Origin of the sequence: Saccharopolyspora sp., assembly GCF_017434145.1 — a bacterium.
In the GTDB taxonomy this organism is placed as follows: domain Bacteria; phylum Actinomycetota; class Actinomycetes; order Mycobacteriales; family Pseudonocardiaceae; genus Saccharopolyspora_C; species Saccharopolyspora_C galaxeae.
On record NZ_JAFRFW010000907.1, the window covers coordinates 1 to 5,982 of the forward strand.

4 protein-coding genes and 2 pseudogenes are annotated in these 5,982 nt (G+C 71.5%); 4 read left to right on the forward strand and 2 right to left on the reverse strand.

The window, feature by feature from the left end; all coding sequences use genetic code 11:
- The 3 genes and pseudogenes from IJH84_RS24585 to IJH84_RS24595 all read left to right on the forward strand — a co-directional run.
- Positions 1-498, forward strand: a pseudogene (locus IJH84_RS24585) (XRE family transcriptional regulator); the annotation flags it as partial.
- Positions 499-605: 107 nt separating this feature from the next.
- The gene (locus IJH84_RS24590; protein ID WP_295149605.1) at positions 606-1,166 is read left to right on the forward strand and encodes a flavoprotein; all 561 of its coding nucleotides are present in this window, start codon (positions 606-608) and stop codon (positions 1,164-1,166) included.
- A 133-nt stretch (positions 1,167-1,299) separates the two neighbouring features.
- Entirely contained in the window at positions 1,300-2,802 is a 1,503-nt protein-coding gene (locus IJH84_RS24595) for a glycosyltransferase family 39 protein (RefSeq protein WP_295149607.1), read from the forward strand.
- A gap of 7 nt (positions 2,803-2,809) precedes the next feature.
- Here IJH84_RS24595 and IJH84_RS24600 read toward each other — a convergent pair whose 3' ends face one another.
- On the reverse strand, positions 2,810-4,561 hold the full coding sequence (locus IJH84_RS24600; RefSeq protein ID WP_295149609.1) for a PrsW family intramembrane metalloprotease: 1,752 nt from the start codon (positions 4,559-4,561) through the stop codon (positions 2,810-2,812).
- 138 nt (positions 4,562-4,699) lie between these two features.
- On the reverse strand, positions 4,700-5,170 hold the full coding sequence (locus IJH84_RS24605; RefSeq protein WP_295149610.1) for a LuxR C-terminal-related transcriptional regulator: 471 nt from the start codon (positions 5,168-5,170) through the stop codon (positions 4,700-4,702).
- A 484-nt stretch (positions 5,171-5,654) separates the two neighbouring features.
- Between IJH84_RS24605 and IJH84_RS24610 the strand changes: the two are divergent.
- Positions 5,655-5,982: pseudogene (locus tag IJH84_RS24610) on the forward strand (glutamate decarboxylase); the annotation flags it as partial.

Sequence of the window (5,982 nt, forward strand, 5' to 3'; positions counted from 1 at the left end):
CCGGAGACACCCGCCACCGCCGCGATGCGCGGCGCCGTGCACCTGCGCGCGGCGATCCTGGCCGCCCGCACCACCGACGCCGAGCTCGCCGACGAGCACCTGCGGGAAGCGCGGGCGATGGTCGCCGACGGCCAGGACGAGGCCAACCACTACGGCACCAAGTTCGGCCCCACCAACGTCGACATCCACTCGGTGGCCGTGCCGGTCGAACTCGCCGACGGCACCACCGCGGTGACCAGGGCGAGCGCGGTGCGATTACCGGAGACGACGGCACCCAGCCGCAGCGGGCACTACTGGATCGACCTCTCCCGCGGCTGGCTGCTGCACGGCGACCGGCGGCGTTCGCTGGAGTGCCTGCAACACGCGCGGCGGATCGCCCCGCAGCTGACCCGCTACCACCCGCAGGTGCACGAGACGGTGCAGTCGCTGGCGGCCAGCGACGCCCGGTCCACCAACAGCCTTTCGCACTTCGCCGCCTGGTGCGGCATCCGCCGCTGACCCTGGTGCGGCCGACGGCACCGATGGCTTCAGCGCGGCCAGCGCCGCCGAGGACCCTGGCGCGGCCAGCGCCGCCGAGAACACCGAGAACGACAACGGGGGACGCAGTGCACGAGAACGGTCAGCCGGTGCTGTACGCGATCGCGATGGGCTCACCGGCGGCGCGCGACGTGGGACGGCTGGTGGAACTGGCTCAGGCCGACGGGTGGATGGTGTGCGTGATCGCCTCACCGGACGGTGAGCGGTTCCTGGACACCGAGGCGCTGTCGGCCAAGACCGGCTACCAGGTGCGCACCCGGTACAAGCAACCCGAGGCACCGGACGCGCTGCCGCCGGCCGACGGGATGATCGCCGCCCCAATCACCTGCAACAGCCTGGCGAAGTGGGCGGCCGGGATCTCCGACACGCTGCCGCTGGGAATGCTGGTGGAGGCGGTCGGCAAGCAGCAGCCGGTGGTGGCGATGCCGTTCTCCAACCGCGCGCAGATCGCGTTCCCTGCGGTGCAGGAGGCGATGCGGCGGCTGTCGGAGTGGGGCGTCGCGGTTGTGGCCGGAGACGATGTCTACGAACAGCACGAGCCGGGTACCGGCGATGCGTTCGTGCACCGCTTTCCGTGGCATTTGGCTTGGGATGCCTTTCTGCGGCATCAGTGGTCTCCCGAACGCTGAATGCACGTGCACATTCCCGCGCATTCGCGCAACGCCGTCCATTCCCGCGCCACCTTCACCCGGAAGGGCGCCGATACCGATTCGCGTCTCGTAAACTTCCCCGCGATCCGACGACGACGGCGAGGGGAAGCCGGTGCCAGCACCGACCGAGCAGATCGGCACCACCGCACCGGCGGCACCGCACTCGGCACCACCGTTCGCGCGCGGGCCGGTGCTGCTGGCCGGACTCGTCACAGCGTTGTTGCTGCTGATCAGCAGCCGCTACGGGTACCTGTCCGACGAGCTGTACTTCATCGCGGCGGGCAAGTACCCGGACTGGGGCTACATGGACCAGCAGCCGCTGGTGCCGCTGCTGGCCGCCGGGCTCGACGCGGCGTTCCCCGGTTCGCTGCTCGCATTGCGGACTCCGGCCGCGCTGGTCACCGCGCTCGGGATCGTGCTCACCGCGCTGATCACGCGCGAGCTGGGCGGCGACCGGCGCGCCCAGTTCCTCGCCGCCTGCGCGTACGCGCTCTCGCCGTGGCTGCTGCTCAGCGGGCATTGGCTGGCCGCGGCGACGCTGGAACCGCCGCAATGGCTGCTGTTGCTGTGGCTGGTGGTGCGCTGGACGCGAGTTCGTTCGGACGCGTTGCTGCTCGCCGCCGGAGCCGTCGCAGCAGTCGGTGTGCAGACCAAGTTCCAGATCGCGCTGCTGTGCTTCGCGCTGATGCTGGGTGTGTTGATCGCCGGACCGCGGGAGATGCTCAAGCGCCGCCTGCTGTGGACGGGAGTCGGCGTCGCGGCCGTCGCCTCCGCACCGGCGTTGGCCTGGCAGGCCGCGAACGGCTGGCCCGCGCTCGACATGGGCCGGATCGTCGACGCTGAGAACGCGCGGCCGCTGTTCCTCCCGACGGCGTTGCTCTATTCCGGAGTGGTCGTCGGCGCGGTGCTGTGCTGCCTCGGGGTGTGGTTCCTGCTGCGGGACGAGCAGCTGCGGCCGGTGCGGTTCCTGGCGTGGGTCTCGATCGCGCTTCTCGCGTTCTACGTGATCGCCGGTGGGAGGCCGAACTACCTCGCCGGGCTCTACGGGATGCTGTTCGCGGCCGCTGCGGCAGGGCTCGGGAACCGGCGGGCGCGCGGCGGGCGATGGTCGTGGGTGGCGTGGCCGGCCTACCTGCTCTCGGCGCTGCTGCCGCTGGCACTGCTGCCGATCTACCCGTTGCCCGTGATCGCGCGGCACCCGCAGCTCGCGGCTTTCAGCAGGATGTACGAGACGGGCTGGCCGGAACTCACCGAGACGGTCGCTCGCAGCTACCACGCGCTACCACCGGACGTTCGGGAACGCACCGCCATCGTCGGCGAGAGCTACACCGTCACCGGGGCCATGGACGCCCTAGGTCCGCGGTACGGGCTGCCCAGGGTGTACAGCCCGCACCGCGGCTACTGGTTCTTCGGCGCTCCCCCGGACAGCGCAACGGTGGTGCTCTACGTGGGCAGCACTCGGCCGTTGCAGCGCTACTTCGCCCATGAGCAGCAGTTGGACACCGTGCGGACCCGGCTCGACGTGGTCGACATCGCGCAAGGCATCGCCGTCACCCGCTACGACGGGCCGATGATGCCGTGGTCGCGGCTGTGGCCGCTGATCCGCGCGGGGTGAGTCCGGCTCAGCGCGATGGCGGGTGCTGCGAAGGCGGGTTCTGCGGTGGCGGGTTCTGGGGCGGCCGCTGCTGGCGATCGGGTTGTGGACCCGGCGCTGGTGGTTGCGGCGGACGCCCGCCCGCGGGAGGCGGACCGCCGGGCGGCGGCCGGTTCGCCGGAGGCTGACCCGCCGGAGGCTGGCCTGCTGGAGGCTGGCCGGGCTGCGGCTGACCTGCCGGGGGTTTGCCCGCCGGAGGCTGTCCCGTCGGCGGCTGCCCACCCGGCGCAGCGCCCGTCCGTCCCGCAGGCACCGTGGTTCCCGGCACCGTGGCCGGATCGCCCTGCGCCGGATTCGCCTGACCTGAACTCCCCGGAGACCCAGTACCAGGAGCAGGAGTCCCAGAAGCAGGAGTGCCGGGCGCCGCGCCCCCACCTGGAGCACCGCCCCCGGCCGAGCCACCGCTGTGCCCGGCCCAGTCCCGCCGCGCGGACATCCGCATGGTCCGCAGCCGGGTGGTGCTCAACGCGGTCGGCAACTGCCTCGTCTGCGCACTCGGCTGGTAGGTGGGCAACCGCGCGGTTTCGAGGTTCGACAACGGCCGGAAGAACCCGGACTGCTCGCCCTGCGGCGTCCACGGCGGAGCCGCCACCTTGGGCGCGCGCTGGAAGAACGCGTCCCGCGCCACCCGCATCAGCCCCAGGATCGCGTTGCGCCGCTCGTGGAACTTGTCGACCGGGATCGTGGCCCGCACCGCATGATCGTGCAGCAGCGCCAGCTCAGTGGCCGCCAGCTGGTAGTCGGACATCGCCCGCGCACCCATCAGCCCGGACTGCGACCGCGCCCACGCGCGGGCCTGCTTGCGCCCGCGCATGGTGCCGAGCATCTGCAGATCGGCCTGCTGGACCAGACCGCTCGGGATGTACGGCGGCAGGTAGGCACCGATCAGCGCCACCAGCCGCCTGCGATCCCGCAGCAGGATCGTCACCAGCACGATGAACACCGCCAGCTCCACCAGGTAGGCCAACGCGAGCCCGCCGTTGCCGAACGCGGTGGAGAAGTTCCACATCGCGTGCAGCAGCACCGCCGCCGACCAGCCCAGCGCGACGGCCACGCCCCGCCCGAACCCGCGGTGCGTCGCCGCGTGCGAGATGCCCAGTCCGGTCATCGCGGTGTAGATCGGATGCCCCAGCGGCGAGATCACCCCGCGCATCAGCACCACCGGCGCGACCTGCTCCCCGGACAGCAGCGGATCCTGGTAGTAGAGGACGTTCTCGACGAACGCGAACCCGAGCGCGCACAGCGCCGCGTAGACCAGCGCATCGGTCGGCCCGTCGATCTCGAAGCGCCGGAACAGCAGCAGGAGCAGCAGGAACACGCCCTTGAAGGTCTCCTCCACCACCGGCGCGATCACCGAGCTGGACAGCAGCTCGGCCATGTCCGGCCCGTACACCGGCACCAGCAGCGAGCTGCCGAACGTGTTCACGATGAACGACCCCACGATCGCCACCCCGGCGCCCCAGGCGAACGCCAGCACCAGCAGCATCCGAGGTTCCGGTTCGAGCCGGTCGATCAGCAGCACCAGGCCGACCAGCACCACCACCGTCGGCAACGCCAGCAGCCCGCTCAGCAACGTGCTGCCCACCCCTCCGGTGAGCACGTAGTAGGCCAGCGCCACCAGCGAGCACGAGCCGCAGACGACGAGCCCGATGATGAACGGCAGCGGCGTGCGGTCGCTGTTGCGGCCTTCCAACACCGACTTCGGGCTGAGCGGGACCATGCCGTGGAGCGTAGAAGATCGACCCGAGCACCGAGGCCGATCCCCCGAAACGGCCGCGGCCGACAGGACTATCCCTCGCGTCCCGATCCCTGCGCGGGTCCGCAGCGCCTGCCGCACGACCACTTCGAAGACAACCGCTCAGTTCCACTCCGCCGCCGGTTTGCCGTTCAGTTCGGCCCACCCGTTGTGCCCCGGCGCGCGCCCCGCGGTGAGCGCCTTGACCGCCGCGGAGGTCCGGTCGGCCACCTCCAGCTTGGTGAAGATCGCCCGCAGGTGGTTCTTCACGGTGCGCTCCGAGATCCCCAGCGACCGGGCGATCTGCCGGTTCGAGCTGCCGCGCACCAGGTGCCCCAGCACCTCGTGCTCGCGCGGGGTGAGCCGTTGCAGCAGCGGCACCACCTGCGTGCCCCCGGCCGCACCGGCGGCGCGCTGCAGCGCGTCCCGGTACACGTCGCCGGCCACCGGTCCGGTCCGTCCCAGCTTGACCCGCAGGGTCACGAGCTGGTCCACCTGCCCCAGCACCAGTTCCAGCGCCGCCGAGTGCTCCACGGCCTCGCGCATCATCGCGGTGATCGCGGTGTCCAGGGCTCTCCGGTACGAATTGGCCATCAGGTGACTCCCACAGGGTTCGGTGGCATCGCCCGCGCGGACCCGCGGGGCGGCGTTGCCCCGCTCGCCGCGGCGAGCTCGTTGGCGGCGCGGACCAGGGCACTGCGGCGCACCTCCGCCGTGTCCGGGCCTTTCGGGCCGTTCGCGTGACGACACTTCCCCACCGGGCATGGCCTTCCCACCAGCGCCGGACCGGTCGTTACACCCACTGGCTATGTCGTCACGACCGCACCCCGAAGTGACCGACCGGCCACCGATTTCGCCCGGATGTCGCAGCGGGAGCCACGGACGGCGCAGCGCGGAGGGCTCCGTTCGGTCCAGTCCGAGCGGAGCAGGACTTTCTGACCATGTCGGGCGCCGAGCCGCGGAACCTAGGTTCGACGAAGCGGCGCCACCCCCGCGGACGACCTCCCGGGCCGCCCCGGAGGCCTCGCAGCGAGCTCTCTACCGACCGATCCAGTCCCGCACCAAGGAGGTCCACGCCATGTCGTGTCCGCAGGCGGCCAGCCGCGCGAGCGCACCACCCACGACCACCGCGCGTGCGCCCGGCGTCCTGCCCGCCCAAGGCTGGACCGCGTCGGCGGCCGCGAACGCCGTCCGGATCAAGCTGCGCGACGACATCAGACCTGCCGCGAACCTGGCCACGTTCCTCACCAGCACCGTGGAGCCGGAGGCGGAGAAGCTGTTCAGCGACTACCTGACCTACAACATCATCGACCGGGACCAGTACCCCGGTGCCACCGAACTGGAACGCAACTGCGTGCACACGCTGGCGAACCTGTGGCACGCCGATCCGGCCGAAGCGGTGGGCA

Bases quoted from the DNA above. Each gene is read 5' to 3' on its own strand.
- IJH84_RS24605 (WP_295149610.1), bottom strand. From the start codon at position 5,170: ATGGCCAATTCGTACCGGAGAGCCCTGGACACCGCGATCACCGCGATG.
- IJH84_RS24600 (WP_295149609.1), bottom strand. From the start codon at position 4,561: ATGGTCCCGCTCAGCCCGAAGTCGGTGTTGGAAGGCCGCAACAGCGAC.